Raw genomic sequence first — 19,308 nt, 5'->3', positions numbered from 1 at the left:
GACTTGCAAGGTGGACCATTAATGACAGCCTAAGGATGATTGGTTGAAATAGCTTTTGTGTTAATGCTGGCTTCTGCTTCTAAGGCTCGACATGGATTACTTGAAAAGGCAGCTATTCCACATTGTTTAATGGCTAGTGGGATTGATGAAGAGAGATTTCAGGGTTCTGATGCTTTAAAGATGGTAGAGATGCTTGCTATTGCTAAGGCTAATGCTGTTGCGTCAAAACTTGCTTCGAAAGCCCAACAAATCTTTCCATATAAGAAAATAACTTCAATTCTTGGATGTGATTCTGTGTTTTTATTTGAAAATGAGATTTATGGCAAGCCTCGAGATGCCAATGAGGCTATTGAACGATGGGAAAGAATGTCTTCTAACAGTGGTTTCCTAATTACAGGACATGCTTTGTTATTTGGTTCTTCGGCTTTTAATTGTCAAACAGAGATTCCTTTTAATAGAGCTCTGCAAAAAGTAATTAGCACAAGAGTTGAATTTGTAGATTTAAGTCATGCGCAAATAGAAAAATATGTCTCAACGGGAGAACCCTTGGAGTGTGCAGGTGGATTTGCGTTGGAAGGTAAAGGTGCAATGTTGATTAGTTCAATATGTGGCTGTTATAGCAATGTCATAGGACTTAGCTTGCCATGGTTGAGAAAGGCATTTTTGAAGGCAGGTCTTGAATAAATATTCTTTTTATCTACTTGTTTTAGAAACTTGTAAGAAAGAAAAAAGCCCTTGACCAAATTGTCAAGGGCTTTTTTCTTTGAAAGAGATCTAAATGACTATTGAAAAGTCAGTCTAGGTCTTGCATAGAGTAAACAGGTTCGTTCTTACGATCGATACCCTTTTCAAATCCAGCTGCCGCAGCACGAGCTCTTCCTGCATGCCAAAGGTGTCCAATAAAGGTGAACCAGCCAAGGAAGAAATGAGCTGATGCTAACCACTGCCTGAGGTTCACAAAGTTCACTGCATTTGGCTCGGTAATGATGCCACCAACAGAGTTTATGGATGCGTTTGGTGCATGCGTCATGTATTCAGCTGCTCGGCGAACTTGCCAAGGTTGAATATCATTCTGAATCTTGTCGATACTTAGGCCATTAGGACCTCTTAGAGGTTCTAGCCATGGACCTCGGAAGTCCCAGAAACGCATCGTCTCCCCTCCAAAAATGATTTCACCAGTAGGGGAGCGCATCAAGTATTTACCTAATCCTGTTGGACCCATTGTGGAGCCAACTTTCGCGCCAATACGTTGGTCACGAACGAGGAAGGTAAAACTTTGTGCTTGAGAAGCTTCGGCATTAGTTGGGCCGTAGAACTCAGATGGATATGCTGTGTTGTTGAACCAAACAAAAGTGGATGCATAAAAACTAGCTACACATAGTCCACCCAATGCGTAAGCCAATAGAGCTTCTCCATTCCAGATAAAAGCCCTTCTTGCCCAACCATATGGTTTGGTTTGCATATGGAAGTGACCACCTAACAGTTCTAAAAGAGCCAGATAGTAGTGACCACCAACAATATCTTCCATTGAGTTAACTCCTACTAAAGAGCCACCTCCACCCCAAGGAGTGGAAAATAGGTATCCAAGAATTACCTGTGGATCAAGTGTTGGAGTAACTAGCCTTACTTCGCCTCCGCCTGGAGCCCATGTGTCATAAACGCCACCCAAGAATTGCCAATTGACTGCAAAAACTAATGAACCCAATCCAAGAACAGTCAGGTGACGTCCAAGAATTGTTGTCATTTGATCTTTGTCACGCCAATCAGTTGAGAAGAAGGGGAATGCTTCTTCTAACTTTTCTGGGCCGGCAAGTGCATGCCATACACCACCAAATCCAAGTACACCTGCTGCAACAAGGTGCACTACACCTGCTTGGAAGAATGGAAGGACATCGGTCACCTCTCCTCCTGGACCGATTCCGTAGCCAAACATAGCTACATGAGGGAGAAGAATGAGACCTTGCTCCCACATTGGCTTGTCAAAGGTGAAGTGACTCACCTCATAGAGGAGCATTGCGCCAGCCCAGAACACCATTAGTCCTGTATGTGCAATATGAGCCCCTAGAAGCTTCCCGGAGAGGTTAATAAGACGAGCATTGCCTACATACCAGGCATAGCCAGTCTCCTCAATACTCTGTCCGGGAGCCTTAAGTAAGTTATTAAAGGGCGTTTCCACGGGGCAGTACCTCCTCTGGGAATACAAAGTTTTCGTGTGGTTGGTCAGCAGATGCCATCCATGCGCGCATACCCTCGTTCAGAAGGATGTTCTTGGTATAGAACGTCTCGAATTCAGGGTCTTCTGCAGCACGGATCTCTTGGCTAACGAAGTCGTAAGCACGCAGGTTTAGTGCAAGACCTACGATTCCGATAGACGGCGCCCACATACCCATTACGGGTACTAACAACATGAAGAAGTGAAGGAAGCGCTTGTTGGAAAAAGCTATACCGAAGATCTGACTCCAGAAGCGGTTTGCAGTGACCATTGAATAGGTCTCTTCTTCTTGAGTTGGGTCAAACCCTCTGAAAGTTGTGCTTTGAGCATTACCACCTGAGAAGGAGGTAGTGTCTTCGTAGAGAGTGTTCTGAACTGTTGCTCCATGAATAGCGCATAAAAGTGCACCTCCAAGAATTCCAGCTACCCCCATCATGTGGAAGGGATTAAGAGTCCAGTTGTGGAATCCCTGAATGAAGAGAATGAAGCGGAAAATTGCGGCTACACCAAAAGATGGAGCAAAGAACCAACTGTGCTGACCGAGTGGGTACATCAGGAAAACACTGAGGAATACCGCAATCGGAGCTGAGAAAGCTAATGCGTTGTAAGGACGAAGGCCAAGAAGACGTGCAATCTCAAACTGGCGCAACATGAAGCCGACCAGGGACAACGTGCCATGGAGTGCAACAAAGTTCCATAGACCGCCAAGCTGACACCAGCGCACAAAATCGCCTTGAGCCTCTGGGCCCCAAAGCAACATCAGGCTGTGCCCCATGGCATCGCCAGGGGTACTAACAGCGGCAGTAAGGAAGTTTGCTCCTTCCAAATAAGAGCTGGCAATACCGTGGGTATACCAGGAAGTAACAAAGGTGGTTCCTACGAACCAACCACCTATTGCCAAATAGGCAGTAGGAAATAAAAGAATGCCGGACCAGCCAACAAAAACGAAGCGGTCGCGCTTTAACCAGTCATCGAGGGTGTCGAACCAACCTCGACCCTGCGCGCTACCTACAGCGATCGTCATGGAATAAACGGTGCTGAGCTTTGGGATACCGAGAGACTTTAACAATGTCTATGCATTCTTTGGGGAAATATTTCTTTTATCTGAAACCCCTTGTATTGCTTGTTGACTTAATCCTTGCTTCTGATTGGTCATTTGCCATAGTGCAAAATCCAATAGTGGACCTTGCCCTGGGATTTGTTTATGACTGATGAGATGCAAGAGAGTCCTAAACCTGTGCAGGCATCTCAAATGCTGCTGGAGCAAATTGTTACTGGTTCTCGCCGAGGCTCCAATTACCTTGTTGGCTCGATGGTCTCGATTGGCGGCATTGGCTTTTTGCTTGCGTCACTTTCAAGTTATTTAGGTAAAGACCTGTTGCCTCTTGGCCATCCTGGCAGCTTTATTTTCGTTCCTCAGGGTTTGATTATGGGGATATATGGTGTGATCGCATTTTTGTTGGCCATATATCTTTGGTCACTTGTCTTGGTTGATTTTGGAGCCGGATGCAACCTTTTTGATAAAGAATTAGGAACTTTATCGATTTCTCGTCGAGCTTTGCTGAAGCAAATCAATGTTCAGATTCCTTTAAAAGATGTTAAAGCAGTTAAATTAGAGGTACGAGAAGGCCTTAATCCTCGACGGAGAATTGCTTTGCGAATACAAGGTCGACGAGATTTACCTTTGTCAGCTGTTGGACAGCCACCATCACTGGCAGAACTAGAGAAGGAAGGCGCTGAGTTGGCTCGCTTTCTTAATGTGAATCTTGAAGGAATCTGATATTTACCTTGAATAAGTTTTTAAACTTGGAATCAAAAAAAATCTTTTTATTCCTTTGTTTGTTTTTATTTTTTGTGCCAATTAATTTGGGGTGCAAGAAGAGGACTGTCGATGTAATTACTCCTGAATGCTTGATACGAAAGACCCCGTGTTTAAAGGGCAAAGCAACTGTTGAGATGACAACAAATCGTGGAATAATTCTGTTAGAGTTATATGGCAATACTGCTCCAATTACAGCAGGAAACTTTCTTGATCTGATTAATAAGGGTGTTTATAATAGAACAGTTTTTCATAGAGTTATAAAACTACCATCTCCTTTTGTCTTGCAGGGAGGGGATCCGTTTTCTAAATATCCAACAACTCCAGAGATTGATTATGGAAAAGGTAACTTTATTGACCCTAAGAATGGTTTAGCTAGATTTATCCCATTAGAAATTAAGCTTATAAAAGAAGAGGCTCCTAGATACAATGAATTAGTGACTAACCCTAGAGAGTTATCACAACTTGAACTGATACATGAGAGAGGCTCTATAGCTATGGCTCGTTCTCAGTCGCTTAATTCTGGAAGTGCGCAATTTTATATTGCCTTAAAGACTCTTCCAGAGCTTAATGGCCGTTATTCAGTTTTTGGGAAAGTAGTTGATGGTATAGATATCTTGGATAAGATTAAAGAGGGAGATTTTATTATTCAAACTAAAATTTTGAATAATAATTAGGTTCTATTTTAGGCAGGAAACCTTCCATCTCCTGAGATGGTTTTTAATATTTCAGTATTTACGCCTGAGGCTCTTTCAAGTGCAACTTTACCGGTTCTTGCTATCTCAAGAATTCCGTATGGCTTGAGAAGCTTCTCAAGCGCAACTAGTTTGCCTGGGTCGCCAACCACTTCCAGAGTTAGAGCTTCATCTGCAACATCAACAACTTTGGCCCTGAAAACTTGAACGAGGTCTAATATCACACTCCTTTGCGTTGAAGATGCTGAAACTTTTAGCAGCATTAGTTCACGTTCTACCGCTGGAAGCCTTGTGAGATCTAACACTTGAAGAATATTGACTAGCTTGTCAAGCTGTTTGGTCATTTGCTGGAGGGTTTGATCATCTCCTTCTACAACCATTGTTAGTCTCGATTGCCCTTGGGTTTCTGCTGGGCCAACAGCAAGACTGTCAATATTGAAACCTCGACGGGCAAAGAGTCCTGCAATCCTGCTCAGAGCTCCTGACTCGTCTTCTACTACTACTGAAAGTGTGTGCTTCATGCTTCTTGTTGATTATTCTCGACAATAGTGCCCAACCAATTCAATACATTTTGATTGAATAGGTTGGGCGATTCATCGTGTGGACAGTGGCCAGTTTTATCTAATACAACCAAGTTAATCCAAGGGTGTTTTTTTATTAGTTGTTGGCCAATTTTCAGAGGTACTAATTTATCTTGTTTGCCCCATAGAAGCAGGATTGGTGAATGTTCCCTTTTGCTTGCCAATCTATGAAGTAATACTGGTGCTGTTGTCTCTTTTGGGCGTGTTGCCATGCCAATGCACATTGCTCGCAAGGCTCTTGCAGCTGTTTTTCGCTTTGCTGGCTTTGCAATTAACCTAAAAAGCTCCTTGTCAGATTTAATGGAACGTTGATATGCAGCTTGAAGTCCTATTTTTAGAATTACTGTCCGAGAAACAAATGGAACTAGAATTTCTAAAGGTAGAAGTTTGAAGAAGACTTTTATTAGATTTTTACGGAGTTTTTCCAACCATTCCGATTTCGCGTAAATAATTGGTTCAACAAGAGTTGGGTCAGGTAAAGGGGCGGCCACTAAAGCAGACACTAGTTCTGGCCGGTAAGCCAGAGTTGTGAGTGCAGTAAGACTTCCAAGGGAGTTCCCAATTAGGACTGCTTTCCCATACTTCTTAGTGTGGACCACTTGCTCAAGGAATGCTGCAACTTGCTCTGCCCACAATTGATTGTCCAGCTTTGGGATTATTTTTTTACTTGGTTGCTCAGAATCGCCAAACCCAATGAGATCAAGTCCATAAACACAAAAACCAGCATCTACAAAAGCACTTGCATTGTGGCGCCAGTGAGCACTACTAGCTCCAAAACCATGTAATAAAAGTACTGGCCTCTTATTTGTTTTCCCTAAAACTCTCCAATGACATCTAATGCCTTTCCAATACCAGTTGTTTAATTCGCCCCATTGAGAGCCATCTTGAGAGATGTTGCTCAATGGGGGCTCTACAAAAGTTTTATCCAAAGAGAATTGAAAGAAGCTATTCCTAACTATCGAGAAGGTTATTCATCTTTAGAGCTTGATGCTGGTTTTTTTCGCCCAGATTCAATTTTGGCTAGAGATTTCTCTGTCTTATTTGCTGCTATGCAGTTTAACGACACCAAGCAAGAGAAAGTTTTTCGATGGCTTGACCTCATGGCTGGTTGTGGAATTCGTGCATTGCGTTGGGGCTTAGACGCTGTCCTACCAATCTCAGAGCAGAAAAGAGGCTTAAAGAATTTGGAGATTTGGATTAATGATGCTGATCTTGATCGAAGCAATTTGATCCAACGCAATTTGCAGCCTCTTAGCAAAAAAGGAATCAAATTGACTTTTAAAAATGATTTTGCGGAGGTTCTCCTTGCTCGTGCATATATAGACAAGTGTTTTTTTAACTTGATCGACCTTGACTGTTTTGGTTCCCCCAACTCCTTGTTGCAACCAGTTTTGCGAGTTTTGGCGTTTGATGGGATCTTGATGCTTTCAAGTACTGATGGACGTTCCACCACTGGCCATGATCGTTTAGCAGCTCTAAGAAGTCTTGCCGCAGCTGCCAGAACACACCCTGCCAGCTGGGAGATCGCGCTTAGACTTCAGCTGGCGGCAGTCGCTCGTCAGGCCTGGCTGTTAGGACGTGGTGTTGAGCCACTTGCTTGCTTTAGTGATGGACGTACATTCCGCGTTTTTGTTCGATTTAAGAGGCATCTCTTTCATGGAGAGGAGAATCAACTTGGCTTAATTGCGCGTTGTGAGATTTGCGGAGAACAATCTTCTCAGCCTTTACTGAACCTTAAGGGCTGGAAAGATTGTTCTTGTGGAATAGGCTTGGCTCGTTGGGAGATAAGCGGGCCACTTTGGCTCGGCCCTCTTCAGTCACCTCCAACTTTATCTAAAATTCAAGAGCTCTCTAATCGGTTTTCAGTGCCAATTGTTGGTCGAAGTGAAAAACTAATTGATCGATTAAGAGCTGATGAAGGGATCCCTGTTTTTTCCTGGTCTACTCATGACATAGCAAGTCGGGTTCCTCTAGAGGCACCACCTTCACTTGATTTGATGATCAAGTTATTAAATGCAGAAGGTTATCTCGCTTTTCGAAGTGGTGTGGTTCCTGGACACTTTCGTACTAACGCTTCTCTTGGAGAGCTGTTAAGAATTTGCGAGAAAAAGCTTGTTAAAGGCTTTAAATAGGATGGTGCTTTGTCCTATTAGAATGGCTTCTGAGATTTTTGGTATTGCCGCAGTCTTTTGGATTTTGATTCCTGTGGGACTTGCAGGCGGTGCGCTTTTATTAAAATTACAAGATTCTTGAGTCGCGTTTTCTTTGATCTTCTTCTTAGGCTTTCTTATCTGAATGACAAACCCTATGCAGGTTCTTGTGATTGGTGGAACCGGCACACTTGGGCGGCAAATTGCCAAAACTGCTGTTGATGCTGGTTATCAAGTGCGCTGTATGGTCCGTACGCCGAGGAAAGCAGCCTTCTTACAAGAGTGGGGCTGCGAGATAGTCCAAGGTGACTTGCTTGATCCTGAGAGCCTTGAATATGCTTTGCAGGGGGTAGATTCTTTGATTGATTCGGCGACAACTCGTCCAGAAGACCCTAAAAGTGTTTATGAAACTGATTGGGAAGGTAAGCTAAATCTTTATAGAGCTTGTGATCGAATAGGGGTTAAGAGAGTAATTTTTATGTCTTTATTTGCAGCAGAGCAACATAGAAATGTTCCATTAATGGATATCAAATATTGCACTGAACGTCTTTTATCAGACTCCTCTTTGGATTACACAATCCTTCAAGGAGTGGCTTTTATGCAAGGACTTATTAGTCAATATGCGATACCAGTTTTAGAGAGTCAAAATGTTTGGATTAGTGCAACACCTGCAGAGATTGCATATATGAATACGCAGGACATGGCTCGCTTTGTGGTGGCAGCATTAGAGCGTCCACAAACTATTAGGAAAAGTTTCCCCGTGGTTGGACCAAGGGCTTGGAAAGCTGAGGAAGTTGTGGAGTTGTGTGAGAAAGCTTGCGGCAAAGCAAAGTCATCAAAGGTTTTGAAAGTTTCGCCTTTCTTATTGTCCACTGGGAAAGCTTTAGTTTCTTTTTTCCAGGACTCTTTAAATGTTCTGGATCGACTTGCTTTTTCGGAAGTAACTGGTGGTGGTGCAATCCTTGATGCTCCTATGGAAAAAAGCTATGAAGCTTTTGGATTAGATCCAGCTAAGACCTCAACGCTTGATGCTTATTTGCGAGAGTATTATTCAATCATTATGAAGCGAATGCGTGAACTAGATATAGATGTAGATAAGGAAGAGAAAAAAAGAGTGCCATTCTAAGCCCAAAGGCTGGCCTTCCTGTAGTTTGTCTGTACTATTAGCGAGCGAGACTTTCCCTGCCAATGTCGATTGCTCAAATTAAAAATCTCAATAGAAGGCTGGAAAACTTGGCGAAAGAGGCCATGAATGAGCTGGACAAAGCTTGCGGAAATGAGCTATGGCGAAGCATTGGATTCGATGCTTTCGATGGATTGCATGATGCAGAACGACGAGGAAGGGCTAATTATTACTACGGTCAGTGGCAGGTAGTACGAGAGCTTCAAGAGTCACTGAATTGAGGAAGTAATGGATTGGACTTTTGAGCCAAAACCTAGATGAAAGAATTATCTCTAAAGCATCAACCCATTGACTTACTAGGCATTTTGTATTCTCAGCCCACCATGATTTTTTTAGTAGTTTCTTCTAAGTAATCTAAAAAAACTCCCATTCCTGTTTTTATGGGTTTTGAATGCAAATCCTTTTTCCTTAGAACCCCTTTGCCAATTACAATCTATTTTAGCTAAATACTTATGGCTAAAGAGAATGATTGAAACATCGGGCGTAATAGAGAAGGAGCAAGGCAACGGTTTTTATTTGGTCACTCTTGAGCAGCCAGCTGGCCATCAGTGCCTATGTAGGGCTGCTGGCAAGCTCACCAAATTTAGGATCAAACTACTTGCAGGAGACAAGGTACTTGTTGAAATTAGTCCTTATGATCTAACTAGAGGGAGAATTACTTACAGGGAAAGAAATGCTGGATCCCCTGGAGGTAGGCCTGGTGGGAATCGTCCTGGTGGTCCTAGGCGGAGGTAAGGCAATTATCTGCCAAGCTCTTCAGTTTTGAAAGTTTTTTTGCCAGATGGTAGATATTTAGATGCTAGAAATTTTCTTAGGCTTCATACTTTTTGAGGTAGATGTTTGGCTTGCCAATTGATTCCTTTCATTTGGATCGGTTTTAATGACATATAGGGCTTCGAAAGGCAAGTTTTTGAATTACAGCTTTATGGCTGATTTTTTTAATCAATAATTTGCACTTGAGCCTAATAGGGGGACTTTGTAACTTAAAGAATAATCATCAAAGCAAAATCACAAAACAATCTCAACAAAAGAATCAATCAACAAGGTAAAAATTTTATATTTTCTTTAGATTTCGAGCATTTCGTCTTGGTCGGCTTTTTCTTCTTTAAGGTATGTACTCAGAGTTTGTGGAACCTTGAGAACTGAGTCCTCTAAATGTTCTGGATGCTCGGCAATGCAAGTAATCCATTCCCTAAATTCTTGGGTAATGGCGTAACTGTCTTCATAGCGCTCAAGGCTGTCTAGAACTGCAACCCTGGTAGAAGCCCAACAGTTGGCAACACTGATACGTCGTTGTAGCGATGCATGCATGATTTGTCCCCGATCGGGCCAAATTACATGTTGATGGAGCTAACACTTGTCTTTCATGTTGAAAAACAAAATCTTCTATACAAAAAGACTTATCACTTCAAGAATTGTGGTAATTCCGCAGTCTGCATTTTGATTATTTCCCCTGCACCATCTCCTACTGCTTCCATTGGCAAAATAGGGCCTTTAGGTGACGATGAAGAGCCTCCAATTTGGCTGACAGATTGATTCCCTTTAATTAGGTATGGTTTTGCTTCGGACCAACTGCGTGCGTATGACATCAGTAGCGGGTCGGCTGGGGCAAAAACATGAGATGGGTTTCGAGGTATCGCCTCTAACGAGGCTCTCGCTGAGGACATGCGTACGGCACGTGTAATTCCTTGTAAGAATCTGCTTTTTGTCACGACAGTTGTCAGATAAGCAACTACACGCAGCCTTGGAGCATCAAAGCCTTCTGAGCACATGTCCACACTTACTAGCCATTTAGCTTTGCCTTCTTTAAATGCTGATAGCCGACAACTAGCCTCTTTGTCTTGAGAATGCACTAGTTCTACGCTATGACCATTTTCTTTAAGAAGATTACTAATGCTCTTTGCATGTTCGATATCTTTTGCAATTACAAGTCCTGCTGCATTTTCATGTTCAGAACGAATCTTTATTAATTTCTCTTGGGCTTTAAGAAGTACTTGAACGCCAATGCTGCTTTTATCTGACAAGCTTATTGCTCGTCTAAGGTTGCGTGCTCGCCAGGTCTCTCTTTGTTCGGTTGATAAGGGAGATACTTCTCGATCTGGCTGCCCTTCGTGGCTATGTTCTACCCAGCCGTCTTGAAAATGAAACTCAAGTGGTCGGACATCTCCTGCAGAGATGAGTTCACGAGACTCCACGCATAAATCAGGGTTGATTTGCTCTATAAGTTCCCCCTTTGAATGAACAAGAACCTTTCGAGCAGAACAAAAGGCAAGATTATCTGCTCTGAAAGGCGTTCCAGTAAGACCTAGACGAAGATTGCTGTTTTTAGTTAGTTCTAAAAAGGTTCTCCCCCATACAGCTTCTTCTGGTTCGTCAGGATTGACTCCTAAATGATGGGCTTCATCAGCAATGGCTAAAAGATTCTTCTTGAGAAAAATTTCCAAAGGCTCCTTTGTTTTTTGCAATCTCTTCGTGGCTCCTTGATATGTATATATCCATCCATCACAGTGCTTCTGGATCTCTTCTTGTGTTGGGTGGATTCCTAGATCTTGTACTTTGAGCCCTAGCATTTCAGAGGATTTCTGCCACTGGAAGGCAATTGAGTTCCGGTGGCAGAAGACAACGAAGTTTTTTAGTAAACCTTCTTTTTGTAATGCTTTAAAGCTAAGCAGAGCTCCTAGGGTTTTCCCTGCTCCTGGTCCAGCATGAACTAGCACATCCCTGCTGTTAACAGTGTTGTGCTTAATTCGTCGACGTAACAGCTGTATTAGTTGAGTTTGCCAAATACGTGGGCGAACGTTTGTTTTTTTTAGATCTCTTTGAAGATCATAAGAGAGTATCGAGATGGTCGATAAGAAGGAATTTATGCCTTTCTAACAACTCTTTTTGCTTTTGGCATATTTATCTTCTTACTTTTGATTCCATTTAGGATTAACAACCTTTGAATTAGAGAAGTATGCCATATATATATATTCCTCTAGAAATCAATTTTAGCTAAAATTTCAAGAAATTATAATTGAATTAATTTGTTATTTAGGGGTAACTAATAGTGCATTGATGTGCATATTAGATATTTAGTTGAACTGACTTCTTGAAGTCAAACGGCCTCTTTATGATTGACAAGCAGTCGCTCAACTTCCTCAAGCCCTTCCCCTGCTGCAGTTCGAGCCACTTCAAAGTCTCCCTTTGCATCAGTTAGCAGCTCCTTTGCAAGACGGTTTAGGAGATCCTCTTTACGCTCTTGGATCATGGCCATTACTTCATTGTTAATTATTTTCCGAACAGCGCTTGCTCGAAGTGTGTCTTCGGAAGCTTCCGCAAATGTTCCTTGAACTAATTCTTGAATAAATAGTTTGTGAACTTCGCTACTGCGTAAGAAGCTTTCAGTTGCATTGATTATTCCTTCAACTAGTGCTTCGTCTGGTTCTGACTCCTGCTTTGCAAGTTTGAATTCCCAGTCCAGATGACGACGCTGCCACCCTGAAGAATGAAGGCTTGGCATTACTGTCTGAGCATAGGTATCAACTGACATTTCGTAAATTCTTTCGGCTAATCGCTCACACCATTCCCGACCGTGGCCTTGTAGGTTTTTCTGCATAGCTGTCCTTGGAACAGCATGGCCACCATGATGGCTATGGCAAACACCATCAGGGCATTCGATTGCAGAAAGACTCATTTAGTGTCGTCATTTTGAATTCTTACCTCATTAATAGCTCTGATTATCTAAATCATCAGCAGATGATTAGTGAAAGATCAGCACATCAGCATAGAAAGACTTTCTCCTGGAAGATGCTGAAGATGGCTCCTTGACCCCGTAACCTCGGATTTATAGAGCTTTGACAAATCTTGCCAAGATTTCTAATCCCAATTGAATCTGCACCTGGAGAAACAAGGGTTGCTGCTTCACCTGAAACAGTAAAGAAGTTTATTTCTTTAGGTTGCGAAGTATTCCTAGAACAAGGTGCTGGAAAATTAGCGGGGTTTTTAGATGATGCATATAAAAACATTGGAACTGAAGTTATATCTCCTGGAGATTTAGATATTTGGAGTAAGGCTGATGTGGTTCTTTGTGTACAAGCTCCCTTGAAAGACTCTTTGAAAAGATTGAAGGATAGAGCTCTGATTGTTGGATTGTTGGCGCCTTATAGGAATGAATCACTTGCTAATTCACTTGTTGCAGGAAGGCTTTCTGCTTTGGCAATGGAGCTTTTACCTAGAATTAGTCGCGCGCAGTCTGCTGATGTACTCTCTTCTCAAGCAAATGTTGCTGGATATAAGTCTGTCCTATTAGCTGCAGGTGCTTTGGACCGTTATTTTCCTATGCTGATGACAGCTGCAGGTACGGTACAGCCAGCAAAAGTGGTAGTACTTGGAGCTGGCGTGGCGGGTCTACAGGCAGTGGCAACGGCAAAACGACTTGGTGCTGTTGTTTTTGTCAGTGATATTCGACCAGCAGTAAAAGAGCAAGTGGAATCTCTAGGAGCAAGGTTTATTGATCCGCCTGAAATGGATGAAAAGCCTGATGAATTAGGCGGATATGCAAAACAATCCTCAGAGTCCTTCCTTGCTGCACAACGTAAGCAACTTTCAGATCATTTGTCTGAGGCAGATGTGGCGATATGTACAGCCCAAGTTCCTGGAAAAAAAGCACCAAGATTAATTAGTGAAGAGATGCTTGATCGAATGCGACAAGGATCTGTAGTTGTTGACCTAGCTATAGAGCAAGGTGGAAATTGTGCTGAAACCAAAAAGGATGAAACTGTTGTGAGAAAGGGCGTCAAGCTTATAGGTGCTTCAGCTTTGCCTTGTAGTGTTTCCAACCATGCAAGTTCTTTATATTCTCGTAACTTGCTTGCTCTTCTAGCGCCTTTTCTCAAAAATGGCGAACTGAATCTTAATCTTGAGGATGAGCTAATAGCAGGATGTTTGATTAGCCATGAAGGTGAAATTCGCTGTCCAGATGTATTTAAAGAAGGAGGGTCTAACTAATGGAGTTTTCGCATTCTGAGGCCTTGTGGGTTCTTTTGTTGGGAAGTTTGCTTGGCCTGGAGCTCATCGGCAAAGTCCCCCCGACTTTGCATACTCCCTTAATGAGTGGTGCAAATGCTATTTCAGGAATCACCATGCTTGCTGCACTCAGTGTGATTATTCAGGCGGGGGATAAAACACCACTTTTGATTTTGGGCTCGATATCTCTTGGCTTTGCCTTATTCAATGTCATAGGTGGCTTCTTAGTGACAGACAGAATGCTTGCAATGTTTAGTCGAAAGCCCATTCATAGAAAGGACAATCGCTGATGATTAATTCTGCAATCCTCAAGTACTCGATTGATCTACTTGCAGTTTTACTGTTAGCGCTAGGTATTAAGGGCCTGGCAAAGGTCCGTTCTGCTCGTGAGGCAAATCGACTTGCTGCTATAGCAATGAGTCTTGCTGTAGTAGGAGTTCTGGTTGATTTTCTTGGTGGGAGTAGTAGCGGTATCTCTTTAAATTCGTGGATATGGATAACTCTTGGAGTTGTGATTGGAGGCTCTTTGGGGATGGTGATTGCCCAGAAAGTCCCCATGACAGCGATGCCAGAGACAGTGGCTTTATTTAATGGGTGTGGAGGTATGTCTTCATTGCTTGTAGCAATAGGTGTAATTCTTTTTCTTGGTGGTGGAAATTTGGGGCTAGTAGGGAATCTATCTATAGTTACTTCTGTTTTTGTGGGTGCTATTACGTTTAGCGGCTCGATAGTTGCTATGGCGAAATTGCAGGGATGGCTTTCTACTCCTGTATGGACTCAAAGCAAGTTGCGACACGTTGTTAATATTTCTTTTGCGGCTTTGTCTTTGGTTGGGGCTATTGAGCTTTCTTTCGGTGGAAGCAGTGGTCTTTGGTTGCTTGTAATAGGTTCTGCATTGCTCGGAATTGGAGTAACACTCCCCATTGGAGGAGCTGATATGCCAGTAGTTATTTCATTGCTTAATAGCTATTCAGGTGTTGCAGCAGCAGCGGCTGGCTTCGTTGTTCAAAGTCAATTGTTAATTGTGGCAGGAGCGATGGTTGGAGCTGCTGGCTTGATTCTCACTCAAGTTATGTGTAATGGAATGAATAGATCGTTGCTATCAGTTTTGTTTGGTGGAGCACTAGGAGCTAGTGCAATAGCAAGTACAAATAAAGGCAGTGAATATATAAATATCACTAGTTGCAGTGTTGAGGAATGTGCGCTCACCATTGAGGCTGCTGAAAGAGTAGTCATTGTGCCTGGATATGGGCTTGCTGTGGCACAAGCTCAACATACACTTAGAGAAGTTACTCGTGTTCTTGAAGCAGGTGGAATAGATGTCAGCTACGCCATTCATCCTGTTGCTGGGAGGATGCCTGGACATATGAATGTTCTTCTCGCTGAAGCTGATGTTCCATACGAACAACTAAAGGAGTTGGATGTTGTAAATCCTGAGTTCCCTGCCACTGATGTAGTCCTTGTACTTGGTGCAAACGATGTTGTTAATCCACAAGCTAAAAACGATCGAAATTCTCCCTTGTATGGAATGCCAGTCTTGGATGTTTATGAAGCTCGTACGGTTTTTGTAGTTAAGAGGGGAATGAACACTGGCTATTCAGGTATAAAGAATGATCTTTTTGACCTTTCTAATACTTCAATGGTATTTGGAGATGCCAAGAAAGTTCTGGGTGATCTGTTAGTTGAATTAAAGGAGCTTGGTGTTGGAAGTAGGAAAGGATGAATCCTTCTTCCTTCTGCAGGAGGAGCTAGGTATCTCACCTTTTGAGCAAAGATTCCCATGGATAGGTGGGGATTTACAAACGCTTAGGGACACATTTATTTCAGAAGGGTTGCCTAATGAGAATGGAAAGGCAATTCAAATAGAAGTGCCATCTCTGCCTAATGGCCGTGCTAGCAAAGGACACTTATTAATTCTTTTAGATTTACCTACTAGCTCTTCCCAGCCTTGTGGCGTTGTTTTGTTGCTTCATGGCTTAGGTGGCTCTAGTCGGCGACTTGGTTTGCGGCGTATGGCTTTTGCTCTACTTAATGCAGGTTTTGCTGTATTGAGAGTGAATCTGCGTGGGGCGGACCCTGGGAGGCATCTTGCAGGCGGAACCTATGCAGCGGAATGCAATAGTGACTTGGGACCAGTAATTATTTATGCAAGGGAGCTGTGCAATGTTTTAAGTAAGCAATTTCATTCTCCTAGACCTTCTCTGCCTTTGTTTGGGGCTGGGATCTCTCTGGGAGGAACAATGTTGCTAAATGCTTGCCTGCAAGTAAAACAAAAGGATAAACCTCTTTTGGATGGCTTGGTGTGCACTAGTAGTCCATTAGATTTACAGGCTTGTAGTTCATCTATTGAGCGGCCTCGAAATAGGGTTTATCAACGTTGGCTATTGAAGCGGCTTATTCGTCAAACGCTTGCAGATCCATTTGGAGTTCATGATTGCGAAAAAGAATTTCTTTTGACAAGTTCTAAAAATAGTGCTCTTAAAACCATTCGTTCTTTTGACGCTGCAATTACTGCTCCACGATGGGGTTATAAAGACGTAGATGATTACTACAAAAAAGCTTCTCCTTTGCTGAAAATTTGTGAGGAATGTAGGGCGCTTCCACCTTTGCTTTTTTTGCAGGCTTTAGATGACCCTTGGGTCCCTGCAGAGGGCGCAAAGAAGATTGCAGAAAGTATTGTTGTGAAGAATTTAACTAGATTTCAAGTCGTTTTGACTAAAAATGGTGGTCATAATGGCTTTCATGGTATTAAAGGTTGCTGGGGCGATCTTTTAGTTAAAAGATGGCTATTAAAACTATCTAAATATTATTTTAATAGTTGAACAGGTCTCTTTGCAGTCAACTTCTTGTCGACTCTTGGCTAGAATTGACTGACAACTTCTACTTTAAATCTTTTCTGCTCTAACCTTATTTTGCCGCAAAAAATGTTTTGTTATGGCTTATGTAAGGGTATTCAATTCCACTTGATAAGTGAGCTTATGATTTATTTATATAAGAAGCATTCTTCTTTACTTGTTCTTTAACAAAGTTGCGAGCCCAGCTGTCTATTGTAAGGATGTCGTCCAGACTTGGATCAATTTTTAGTTCGTTCTTATGCTTTTCACAAGCAATTTCGATTGTTTTTGGTATGTCTATAAAGTGAATTTTTTCTTCAAGGAATTGAGCAACAGCTTCTTCATTTGCTGCATTTAGTACGGCAGGCATAGTGCCTCCTGAGCGACCGGCGGCATAAGCAAGTTCCATGCAAGGGTACTTTTCTGTATCAGGAGAGCGGAATGAAAGCTTGCCTATTTCTGTGAGATTGAGTCGCCGCCATGGAGTTTGCAAGCGATTAGGCCAGCTCATGCAATACAAGATTGGTAGTTTCATATCTGGCCACCCCAGTTGCGCAAGAACTGAAGAATCAGTTAGCTCGATCATTGAGTGAATGATGCTTTGGGGGTGAATAACAATTTCTATGTGGTCGTAGTCAAGACCAAATAAGTAATGAGCCTCTATTACTTCCAGTCCTTTATTCATCAAAGTTGCTGAATCAACAGTTATTTTTCGGCCCATGCTCCAGTTTGGATGACTAATTGCATCGCTAACTGTTGCCGTCTTAAGTTCTTCGGTACTCCAGTCGCGGAAGGCTCCACCTGAGGCGGTTAGATGGATACTACGAAGTCCAGGAGTAGGAACACCTGTTGATAAGCGTGCAGTTTCAGCCCAGGGGGTTCCTTGCAAGCATTGAAAGATTGCAGAGTGCTCAGAATCTGCTGGTAGCAAACGACTCCCACTTTTTTTTAGTTCTGGAAGTACAACAGGTCCTGCCGCGATTAGTGTTTCTTTGTTTGCTAGTGCGAGATCTTTACCTGATCGGATGGCAGCCAAAGTAGGAAGAAGACCTGCGCATCCAACTATTCCTGTGACTACAAGGTCTGCATGATCCCATGATGCTGCTGTATTTAGGCCATCAGCCCCTCCAGTCAATTGTGGAGGTTGTTCTGGACGTTCTTCTAAGGGCAGGGCGTTTAATTGATTTTCCAGCTCAGGCAGTAGTGACTCGTCTGCTAGTGCTACAACTTCTGGGCTGTGCTGTTGAATTTGTTTGACAAGCAGTGGCAAATTGCGACCTGCTGTTAGAGCAACGACTTTGAATTCTTGTGGGAACTCTTCGATAATTTCAAGAGTCTGTGTGCCTATTGAACCCGTGGAGCCCAGCACGCTGATGGCTTTCACAATGCTCAAGCAACTAATACCAGTGTCCCATTACACGGTTTATTCTCAACATGTTCTTATCCCATTAATTTAGGACTAAAGAAAGAGGACTTTGTAATGGCGGCGCGAGAGCATTGGCGATCAGGCACTGGCTTTGTGCTTGCTGCAGCTGGGAGTGCAGTTGGACTAGGCAATTTGTGGGGCTTTGCTTATCGAGCCTCGCAAGGAGGAGGAGCTGCTTTTCTACTCCTCTATTTCTTGATTGTTTTAGTGGTCTGCTTGCCTGTATTAGTAGCAGAAATGATTCTTGGAAGAAGTACAGGTAAAAGTCCAATCAATGCACCTGTTCATGCTGCTGGTAATCGTTGGCAGCCAATGGGTTGGCTATTTGTCGTTGCATCCTGCGGAATACTTGCTTTTTATGCGGTTTTGATGGGTTGGACAGCCCATACGTTTGTTCATTCACTTTTATTTGGTCTCCCAAATAATTTGGCGGAGGCTAAGGCTTTCTTTGGGTCTGTAAGCACTGGCCATAGCGTTTTATTTGGACAACTTCTAAGCCTTGCTCTGACGGGTATTGTTGTTTCTGCTGGGATTCGAGGCGGTATTGAACGATTGACTCGTTGGTGTATGCCAGCTCTTTTTTTGTTGCTATTGGTTTTAGCCTGTTGGGCTGCCACTCTTCCAGGAGCTTGGGATGGCTACCGTACTTTCTTATTGAAGTGGGATATCAATCAATTATTTAACCCCTCTACCGTTCGCAACGCCTTTACGCAGGCATTCTTTTCTATAGGTACAGGGATAGGCTGCATCCTTGCTTATTCTGCATATTTAGATCGTCGAAATCACTTACCTCGAGAGGCAGTTGCTGTAGTAGGGATGGATACTTCGGTAGGTCTGCTTGCAGGCATGGTGACATTCCCAGTTGTTATGAGTTTTGGGTTGCAAGATGTTGTTAGTAGTTCCACAGTTGGGACATTATTTATTTCTCTTCCTACTGGTCTTGCCGCATTGGGCGGTACTGGAAGGGTAGTCGCTGTTTTGTTTTTTGCATTGGCCTATATCGCTGCGATTACATCTTCTATATCTCTTCTTGAAGTCCCAGTTGCCTCATTAATTGATCGACTGGGATGGCGTCGTAAGCAGGCGGTTTGGGTATCTAGTGCTTTGATTTTCTTGTTGGGCCTTCCATCTGCACTGGATTTAGAGGTTTTAGGGCGTATGGACGCTGTTTTTGGTGGGATCTTATTAATCTTTGGTGGATTACTTGTATCTCTGTTAGTTGGATGGGTTGTTCCTAGACGCTTTGATGAGGATCTGGCAGGCTGTGAGACTCCTCAAGGAGTAAGACGTTTTCTGAAATTTATGCTTCGGTGGGTCTCTCCACCTGTTGTTGCTTTTGGATTGATCGTCAGCGTGGTCGATCTTTATCAACAGTGGGTAGCGAGTTAGATGCTAGAAATT

The 19,308-nt window shown here is 42.9% G+C and carries 21 protein-coding genes; 13 read left to right on the top strand and 8 right to left on the bottom strand.

Features of this window, described 5'->3' with window-relative positions; genetic code table 11:
- Positions 1 to 63 precede the first annotated feature (63 nt).
- On the top strand, positions 64 to 684 hold the full coding sequence (locus tag SOI82_RS04240; protein ID WP_320668123.1) for a nucleoside triphosphate pyrophosphatase: 621 nt from the start codon (positions 64 to 66) through the stop codon (positions 682 to 684).
- A gap of 109 nt (positions 685 to 793) precedes the next feature.
- Here the strand turns inward: SOI82_RS04240 and psbC are convergent, their stop codons facing one another.
- The gene (gene psbC, locus SOI82_RS04235) at positions 794 to 2,176 is read right to left on the bottom strand and encodes a photosystem II reaction center protein CP43 (RefSeq protein WP_320668122.1); all 1,383 of its coding nucleotides are present in this window, start codon (positions 2,174 to 2,176) and stop codon (positions 794 to 796) included.
- Positions 2,160 to 3,236, bottom strand: a complete 1,077-nt coding sequence (psbD, locus tag SOI82_RS04230; protein ID WP_320668121.1) for a photosystem II D2 protein (photosystem q(a) protein) — start codon at positions 3,234 to 3,236, stop codon at positions 2,160 to 2,162. The genes psbC and psbD overlap by 17 nt, the downstream gene beginning before the upstream one ends.
- Positions 3,237 to 3,416: 180 nt before the next feature.
- Here psbD and SOI82_RS04225 point away from each other — a divergent pair, with 180 nt between their 5' ends.
- Both SOI82_RS04225 and SOI82_RS04220 read left to right on the top strand, forming a co-directional pair.
- A complete protein-coding gene (locus SOI82_RS04225) occupies positions 3,417 to 3,992 on the top strand; it encodes a photosystem I assembly protein Ycf4 (RefSeq protein WP_320668120.1) in 576 nt (191 codons plus the stop codon).
- Between the two features lie 176 nt (positions 3,993 to 4,168).
- On the top strand, positions 4,169 to 4,708 hold the full coding sequence (locus SOI82_RS04220) for a peptidylprolyl isomerase (protein WP_320668119.1): 540 nt from the start codon (positions 4,169 to 4,171) through the stop codon (positions 4,706 to 4,708).
- 8 nt (positions 4,709 to 4,716) lie between these two features.
- On the opposite strand, the gene ilvN is transcribed toward SOI82_RS04220, so the two are convergent.
- Together ilvN and SOI82_RS04210 are read right to left on the bottom strand one after the other, a co-directional pair.
- Positions 4,717 to 5,247 (bottom strand): acetolactate synthase small subunit, encoded by a 531-nt coding sequence (gene ilvN / locus SOI82_RS04215; RefSeq protein WP_320668118.1) that lies wholly within the window; start codon positions 5,245 to 5,247, stop codon positions 4,717 to 4,719.
- Positions 5,244 to 6,209, bottom strand: coding sequence for an alpha/beta fold hydrolase (locus SOI82_RS04210; RefSeq protein WP_320668117.1), 966 nt, complete (start codon positions 6,207 to 6,209; stop codon positions 5,244 to 5,246). The genes ilvN and SOI82_RS04210 overlap by 4 nt, the downstream gene beginning before the upstream one ends.
- On the opposite strand from SOI82_RS04210, the gene SOI82_RS04205 reads away from it, so the two are divergent.
- From SOI82_RS04205 to infA, 5 genes are all read left to right on the top strand, one after another.
- Complete coding sequence (locus SOI82_RS04205; RefSeq protein WP_320668116.1) at positions 6,192 to 7,439, top strand: N2,N2-dimethylguanosine tRNA methyltransferase; 1,248 nt, start codon at positions 6,192 to 6,194, stop codon at positions 7,437 to 7,439. The genes SOI82_RS04210 and SOI82_RS04205 overlap by 18 nt on opposite strands.
- Positions 7,440 to 7,461: 22 nt before the next feature.
- Positions 7,462 to 7,560 (top strand): cytochrome b6-f complex subunit PetM, encoded by a 99-nt coding sequence (petM, locus tag SOI82_RS04200; protein ID WP_320668115.1) that lies wholly within the window; start codon positions 7,462 to 7,464, stop codon positions 7,558 to 7,560.
- Positions 7,561 to 7,614: 54 nt separating this feature from the next.
- Positions 7,615 to 8,583 carry an NmrA family NAD(P)-binding protein gene (locus tag SOI82_RS04195; RefSeq protein ID WP_320668330.1) on the top strand — a complete coding sequence of 323 codons (969 nt, stop codon included), beginning with the start codon at positions 7,615 to 7,617 and terminating at the stop codon, positions 8,581 to 8,583.
- Positions 8,584 to 8,645: 62 nt separating this feature from the next.
- Positions 8,646 to 8,861 (top strand): hypothetical protein, encoded by a 216-nt coding sequence (locus SOI82_RS04190; RefSeq protein ID WP_320668114.1) that lies wholly within the window; start codon positions 8,646 to 8,648, stop codon positions 8,859 to 8,861.
- Between the two features lie 244 nt (positions 8,862 to 9,105).
- A complete protein-coding gene (gene infA / locus SOI82_RS04185; protein WP_028952574.1) occupies positions 9,106 to 9,375 on the top strand; it encodes a translation initiation factor IF-1 in 270 nt (89 codons plus the stop codon).
- A gap of 330 nt (positions 9,376 to 9,705) precedes the next feature.
- Here the strand turns inward: infA and SOI82_RS04180 are convergent, their stop codons facing one another.
- The 3 genes from SOI82_RS04180 to SOI82_RS04170 form a co-directional block, all read right to left on the bottom strand.
- Positions 9,706 to 9,951, bottom strand: a complete 246-nt coding sequence (locus SOI82_RS04180; RefSeq protein ID WP_320668113.1) for a hypothetical protein — start codon at positions 9,949 to 9,951, stop codon at positions 9,706 to 9,708.
- A gap of 92 nt (positions 9,952 to 10,043) precedes the next feature.
- Positions 10,044 to 11,486 carry a DEAD/DEAH box helicase gene (locus SOI82_RS04175; protein WP_320668329.1) on the bottom strand — a complete coding sequence of 481 codons (1,443 nt, stop codon included), beginning with the start codon at positions 11,484 to 11,486 and terminating at the stop codon, positions 10,044 to 10,046.
- Positions 11,487 to 11,737: 251 nt separating this feature from the next.
- Positions 11,738 to 12,316, bottom strand: a complete 579-nt coding sequence (locus SOI82_RS04170; protein WP_320668112.1) for an EF-1 guanine nucleotide exchange domain-containing protein — start codon at positions 12,314 to 12,316, stop codon at positions 11,738 to 11,740.
- A 170-nt stretch (positions 12,317 to 12,486) separates the two neighbouring features.
- On the opposite strand from SOI82_RS04170, the gene SOI82_RS04165 reads away from it, so the two are divergent.
- Genes SOI82_RS04165 through SOI82_RS04150 form a run of 4 tightly spaced genes read left to right on the top strand, consistent with a single transcriptional unit; the run spans position 12,487 to position 16,469 of the window.
- Positions 12,487 to 13,629, top strand: a complete 1,143-nt coding sequence (locus SOI82_RS04165; RefSeq protein ID WP_320668111.1) for a Re/Si-specific NAD(P)(+) transhydrogenase subunit alpha — start codon at positions 12,487 to 12,489, stop codon at positions 13,627 to 13,629.
- Complete coding sequence (locus SOI82_RS04160; protein WP_320668110.1) at positions 13,629 to 13,937, top strand: NAD(P) transhydrogenase subunit alpha; 309 nt, start codon at positions 13,629 to 13,631, stop codon at positions 13,935 to 13,937. Before SOI82_RS04165 ends, SOI82_RS04160 begins: the two co-directional genes overlap by 1 nt.
- On the top strand, positions 13,937 to 15,370 hold the full coding sequence (locus tag SOI82_RS04155) for an NAD(P)(+) transhydrogenase (Re/Si-specific) subunit beta (protein ID WP_320668109.1): 1,434 nt from the start codon (positions 13,937 to 13,939) through the stop codon (positions 15,368 to 15,370). The genes SOI82_RS04160 and SOI82_RS04155 overlap by 1 nt, the downstream gene beginning before the upstream one ends.
- On the top strand, positions 15,351 to 16,469 hold the full coding sequence (locus tag SOI82_RS04150; protein ID WP_320668108.1) for a YheT family hydrolase: 1,119 nt from the start codon (positions 15,351 to 15,353) through the stop codon (positions 16,467 to 16,469). The genes SOI82_RS04155 and SOI82_RS04150 overlap by 20 nt, the downstream gene beginning before the upstream one ends.
- A 154-nt stretch (positions 16,470 to 16,623) precedes the next feature.
- On the opposite strand, the gene SOI82_RS04145 is transcribed toward SOI82_RS04150, so the two are convergent.
- Entirely contained in the window at positions 16,624 to 17,865 is a 1,242-nt protein-coding gene (locus tag SOI82_RS04145; RefSeq protein WP_320668107.1) for a 1-deoxy-D-xylulose-5-phosphate reductoisomerase, read from the bottom strand.
- A gap of 96 nt (positions 17,866 to 17,961) precedes the next feature.
- Between SOI82_RS04145 and SOI82_RS04140 the strand changes: the two genes are divergently transcribed.
- Positions 17,962 to 19,296: a sodium-dependent transporter gene (locus SOI82_RS04140; RefSeq protein WP_320668106.1), complete on the top strand. Its 1,335-nt coding sequence runs from the start codon at positions 17,962 to 17,964 to the stop codon at positions 19,294 to 19,296.
- The last annotated feature ends 12 nt before the right edge of the window (positions 19,297 to 19,308 follow it).

This window comes from Prochlorococcus sp. MIT 1307, from assembly GCF_034092395.1.
GTDB lineage: Bacteria > Cyanobacteriota > Cyanobacteriia > PCC-6307 > Cyanobiaceae > AG-363-K07.
Note: the sequence above shows the minus strand (reverse complement) of the source record. Positions and strands in the feature narration are given on the sequence as shown.

Coding starts and splice junctions, on each gene's coding strand:
- SOI82_RS04170 (WP_320668112.1), bottom strand. CDS start 12,316: ATGAGTCTTTCTGCAATCGAATGCCCTGATGGTGTTTGCCATAGCCAT.
- SOI82_RS04190 (WP_320668114.1), top strand. CDS start 8,646: ATGTCGATTGCTCAAATTAAAAATCTCAATAGAAGGCTGGAAAACTTG.
- ilvN (WP_320668118.1), bottom strand. CDS start 5,247: ATGAAGCACACACTTTCAGTAGTAGTAGAAGACGAGTCAGGAGCTCTG.
- psbD (WP_320668121.1), bottom strand. CDS start 3,236: ATGACGATCGCTGTAGGTAGCGCGCAGGGTCGAGGTTGGTTCGACACC.
- SOI82_RS04155 (WP_320668109.1), top strand. CDS start 13,937: ATGATTAATTCTGCAATCCTCAAGTACTCGATTGATCTACTTGCAGTT.
- SOI82_RS04240 (WP_320668123.1), top strand. CDS start 64: ATGCTGGCTTCTGCTTCTAAGGCTCGACATGGATTACTTGAAAAGGCA.
- petM (WP_320668115.1), top strand. CDS start 7,462: ATGGCTTCTGAGATTTTTGGTATTGCCGCAGTCTTTTGGATTTTGATT.
- SOI82_RS04195 (WP_320668330.1), top strand. CDS start 7,615: ATGCAGGTTCTTGTGATTGGTGGAACCGGCACACTTGGGCGGCAAATT.
- infA (WP_028952574.1), top strand. CDS start 9,106: ATGATTGAAACATCGGGCGTAATAGAGAAGGAGCAAGGCAACGGTTTT.
- SOI82_RS04140 (WP_320668106.1), top strand. CDS start 17,962: ATGGCGGCGCGAGAGCATTGGCGATCAGGCACTGGCTTTGTGCTTGCT.
- SOI82_RS04220 (WP_320668119.1), top strand. CDS start 4,169: ATGACAACAAATCGTGGAATAATTCTGTTAGAGTTATATGGCAATACT.
- SOI82_RS04180 (WP_320668113.1), bottom strand. CDS start 9,951: ATGCATGCATCGCTACAACGACGTATCAGTGTTGCCAACTGTTGGGCT.
- SOI82_RS04225 (WP_320668120.1), top strand. CDS start 3,417: ATGACTGATGAGATGCAAGAGAGTCCTAAACCTGTGCAGGCATCTCAA.
- SOI82_RS04160 (WP_320668110.1), top strand. CDS start 13,629: ATGGAGTTTTCGCATTCTGAGGCCTTGTGGGTTCTTTTGTTGGGAAGT.